Genomic DNA, 4,371 nt, shown 5'->3' with positions numbered 1-4,371 from the left:
CCCAAGCCCAAGCCCGCCGAACCACCCGCCTACCCCGCTCCACCCCGCTCCACAGCGCCGGTTCCCGTCCCGCGCCGCGTGCGCCGTCCGTCCCGTCCAGGCGCACCGCGCTTCCACCCGCTGGCGCTCCACCGCGCCGGTTCCCGTCCCGCGCCGCGTGCCGCCGAAACCTGACGCCACCTGCCCCGCGCCACAAGCTCACCGGCCGCGGCGGGGCGGCCGCCCGCGCGCGCCGGGTTGCCCGAGTCCCGCCATGCCGTGCCGTGCGTGTCGTCCGGATCCGCCGCGCTTCTGCCCCGGCCGCTCGCGCCGGTGCCGTCCCGCGCCACAAGCCCACCGCTCGCGTCGCTCGCGTCCACCGTGCCGCCGGCCTGCCGTGCGGCTGCCCGTGCTCCTGCGCGTGCGTCGTTCAGAGCGTTTGTGCTTGCCGTGCTGGGGGCGCGGTGTGGGGCTTTGTCTTCTGAGTGGAAAAAGTTCGGGTGATCTCACGAAAAGGTCTTCTCAACGCGGCGAAAGCCGGTTACGTTCTCGGCACGACCGGCGCGGCCGGCCCGTTCGGGGGCCGGGTCCGTGGTGCCGGTGCTGCGTGGACCCGGAGGGACGGCGAGATGCGCATGACGGCTCGTCCGCAGAACGTGCACCAGGCACGCCTGCTGCGGCTGCTGCGCGACGAGGGGCCGCGGTCGCGGGCCGAGCTGGGCGATGTCGTCCGGCTCTCGCGGTCCAAGCTCGCGGTCGAGCTGGACCGGCTCGTGGAGCTCGGGCTCGTCGAGGGGGCGGGCCTGGCGGCGTCGCGGGGCGGGCGCAGGTCGGGCATCGTGCGGCTGTCGCCGCGGCTGCGGTTCGTCGCGTTCGACATCGGCGCGACGTCGATCGACGTCGCGGTCACCGACGGGGAGCTCGAGGTGCTCGGGCACGTCAACGAGCCCTGCGACGTGCGGCAGGGCGCGACGGCCGTCCTCGACCGGGCGCTCGACCTGCTCGGCAAGCTCCGCGACCAGGGGCTGATCGACGGGCAGGTGCACGGGACGGGCATCGGCGTCCCGGGGCCGGTCAGCTTCCGCGACGGCATGCCGGTCGTGCCGCCGATCATGCCCGGCTGGGACCGGTTCCCGGTGCGGGACGCGATCGGGCAGGAGCTCGGCTGCCCGGTGCTCGTCGACAACGACGTGAACCTGATGGCGCTCGGCGAGCTGACGTCCGGGGTGGCGCGGTCGGTGGACGACTTCCTGCTCGTCAAGATCGGGACGGGCATCGGCTGCGGCATCGTGGTGGACGGCTCGATCTACCGGGGCGTCTCGGGCAGCGCCGGCGACATCGGGCACATCCGCGTCGACGACGGCGGGCCGGTGTGCGCGTGCGGCAACGCGGGCTGCCTCGAGGCGTACTTCGGCGGCGCGGCGCTGGCGCGGGACGCGGCGGCGGCCGCGGCGTCGGGCGAGTCCGCCCACCTCGCGGCGCTGCTGGAGACGCACGGCGAGCTGACGGGCGAGCACGTGTCGCTCGCGGCGGCGGCGGGCGACCCCGCGTCGGTGCGGATCATCCGCGAGGGCGGGCGCCACGTCGGCCAGGTGCTCGCCGGGCTCGTCAGCTTCTTCAACCCCGGACTCGTGATCATCGCGGGCGGTGTCGCGGGGCTCGGCCACACGCTGCTGGCCGAGATCCGCAGCGTCGTCTACCGCCGGTCGGCGCCGCTCGCCACCGGCAACCTGCCCATCGTGCTGTCCGAGCTCGCCGGCGCCGCCGGCGTGGTCGGCGGCGCCCGGCTCATCAGCGACCACGTCTTCTCCACCGCCTAGGAGTCCCGATGGGCGAACCCCTGCTGCGGATGCGCGGCATCGTCAAGCAGTTCCCCGGCGTCCGCGCCCTGGACGGCGTCGACCTCGACGTCCTCCCGGGCGAGGTGCACTGCCTGCTCGGGCAGAACGGCGCCGGCAAATCCACGTTGATCAAGGTTCTCGCCGGCGCGCACCAGCCGGACGAGGGCGAGATCGTCCTCGACGGGGCGACGGTGCGGCTCGCCGGGCCCACGGCGGCCATGCGCGCCGGAATCGCCACCATCTACCAGGAGCTCGACCTGGTGGACGGCCTGTCGGTGGCGGACAACATCTTCCTCGGCCACGAGAAGGCGTCGTTCGGGTTCACCCGGCGGGGCGACGCCGAGCGGGCGGCGCGCGAGCTGCTCGGCCGGCTCGGGCACGGGGAGATCCCGCCGCGCCGGGAGGCCGGGCGGCTCCCGGCGGCGGGCAAGCAGGTCGTCAGCATGGCGCGGGCGCTGTCCCACGAGGCGAAGCTGATCGTGATGGACGAGCCGTCGGCGGCGCTCGCGCACGACGAGGTCAGCAACCTGTTCCGGATCATCCGCGAGCTGACGGCGGCGGGCGTCGCGGTCGTCTACATCTCGCACCGGCTGGAGGAGATCCGCGAGATCGGCGACCGGGTGACCGTGCTGAAGGACGGGCGGTCGGTCGCGAACGGGCTCCCCGCGAAGACGACGTCGACCGACAAGGTCGTGTCGCTGATGACCGGGCGGGACGTCGAGTACGTCTTCCCCGAGCGGGGCGAGGCGCCCGACGGCCCGGAGGTGCTGCGGGTCGAGGACCTGACGGTGCCGGGCGCCTTCGCGGACGTGTCGCTGACGGTGCGGGCCGGCGAGATCGTGGGCCTCGCGGGGCTCGTCGGGTCGGGCCGCTCGGAGATCCTCGAGACGGTCTACGGGATGCGGCGCCCCGCGAAGGGCCAGGTGCTCGTGGACGGGCGCCGCGTGCGGCCGGGCGACACGGGCGCGGCCGTCCGGCGCGGCATGGGCATGGCGCCGGAGGAGCGCAAGAGCCAGGCGCTGCTGCCGAACGAGACGGTCGCGGCGAACGTGACCGTGGCGGGGCTCGGCCGGTACTCGCGGCTCGGCTGGTTCGACCGGCGGCGGGAGCAGGACGACGTGCGGCGGCAGATCGCGTCGCTCGACATCCGGCCGCCCGACCCGCGGCGTCCCGTGGTGACCCTCTCGGGCGGCAACCAGCAGAAGGTCGTGCTGGCCCGCTGGCTGCTGGGCTCCGACGACCTGCGGCTGCTGATCCTGGACGAACCCACCCGGGGAGTCGACGTCGGCGCGCGCGCGGAGCTGTACGCGGTGATCCGGGAGCTGGCCGGGCGGGGCATCGCGGTGCTGCTGGTGTCCAGCGAGGTGCCCGAGGTGCTCGGGCTGGCCGACCGGGTCCTGGTCGTCCGGGAGGGGCGGGTCGTGCACACCGGCGACGCCCGCGACCTCGACGAGGCCGCCGTACTCAACATGATCATGGAAGGGAGCGCGCTGTGAGCGACGCGGGCGTGGACGAGCGCGGCGAGGCGCGCGTCTCGGTGGGCAAGGAGGCGCCGGCCGCGAAGGCGGCGGACGCGCCGTGGTGGCGGCGCCCGCCGCTGGACGACACCCGGCACCTCGGGCTCGTCCTGGCGCTGCTGCTGCTGTGCGCCGTCGGGGCGATCACCGAGCCGGACAACTTCCTCACCACCGGCAACATGGTCGGCATCCTGGTGCTCGCCGCCACCATCGGCGTGATCACGGTCGGCCAGACGTTCGTCATCATCGGCGGCGGCATCGACCTGTCGGTCGGGTCGGTGATGGCGCTGGCGTCGGTGTGGGCGACGACCGTCGCGACGCAGTCGTACGGGCCGTGGGTCATGGCGATGTGCGCGATCCTCGTCGGGACCGGCGCGGGCGTCGTCAGCGGCCTGCTGATCTCCTACGGGCGGCTGGTGCCGTTCATCGCGACGCTGGCGATGCTCGTCGCGGCGCGCGGCCTGGCGCAGCGGCTCTCCGACCGCAAGACGCAGCTCGTGCAGCAGGAGAACAACGCGATCGTGGAGCTGTCCACGACGAAGGTGCTCGGGCTGCCGCTGGTCGTCTACATCTTCCTGGCCGTCGGCGCCGCCGGCTGGGTGCTGCTGAACCGCACCACGTTCGGCCGCCGGACGTTCGCGGTCGGCGGCAACCCGGAGGCCGCGCGGCTCGCCGGCATCGACGTCCGCCGCCACACGGTGCTGCTGTACGCGCTGTCCGGGTTCTGCTGCGGCGTCGCGGCGCTCATCATCATGGCCCGGACGACGACCGGGTCCAGCACGCACGGCGACCTGTACGAGCTGGACGCCATCGCCGCCGTGATCATCGGCGGGACGCTGCTGACCGGCGGCCGCGGCACGGTCATCGGCTCGATCCTCGGCGTGCTGGTGTTCACGCTCATCACGAACCTGTTCATCCTCAACGGCCTGCAGACCAGCGACCAGCTGATCGCGAAGGGCGCGATCATCGTCGTCGCCGTGCTGCTGCAGCGCCGGGCGCTGCGCTCGCCCACCTGACGTCCCCCGCCCCGATCC

Annotated in this window: 3 protein-coding genes; all 3 read left to right on the top strand. The window is 74.1% G+C overall.

What is annotated here, in order from left to right; all coding sequences use genetic code 11:
- Positions 1-614: 614 nt before the first annotated feature.
- From DMH08_RS38705 to DMH08_RS38695, 3 genes are read left to right on the top strand one after another with little or no spacing between them, the layout of a single operon-like run.
- Positions 615-1,799 carry an ROK family transcriptional regulator gene (locus tag DMH08_RS38705; protein ID WP_125621212.1) on the top strand — a complete coding sequence of 395 codons (1,185 nt, stop codon included), beginning with the start codon at positions 615-617 and terminating at the stop codon, positions 1,797-1,799.
- 8 nt (positions 1,800-1,807) lie between these two features.
- On the top strand, positions 1,808-3,316 hold the full coding sequence (locus DMH08_RS38700; protein WP_125621210.1) for a sugar ABC transporter ATP-binding protein: 1,509 nt from the start codon (positions 1,808-1,810) through the stop codon (positions 3,314-3,316).
- Positions 3,313-4,353 carry an ABC transporter permease gene (locus DMH08_RS38695; RefSeq protein ID WP_233618066.1) on the top strand — a complete coding sequence of 347 codons (1,041 nt, stop codon included), beginning with the start codon at positions 3,313-3,315 and terminating at the stop codon, positions 4,351-4,353. Before DMH08_RS38700 ends, DMH08_RS38695 begins: the two co-directional genes overlap by 4 nt.
- Positions 4,354-4,371: the final 18 nt, after the last annotated feature.

It is taken from the genome of Actinomadura sp. WAC 06369 (assembly GCF_003947565.1).
GTDB lineage: Bacteria > Actinomycetota > Actinomycetes > Streptosporangiales > Streptosporangiaceae > Spirillospora > Spirillospora rifamycini.
This window is presented reverse-complemented; position numbering and strand designations above follow the sequence as displayed.

Bases quoted from the DNA above. Each gene is read 5' to 3' on its own strand.
- DMH08_RS38705 (WP_125621212.1), top strand. From the start codon at position 615: ATGACGGCTCGTCCGCAGAACGTGCACCAGGCACGCCTGCTGCGGCTG.
- DMH08_RS38700 (WP_125621210.1), top strand. From the start codon at position 1,808: ATGGGCGAACCCCTGCTGCGGATGCGCGGCATCGTCAAGCAGTTCCCC.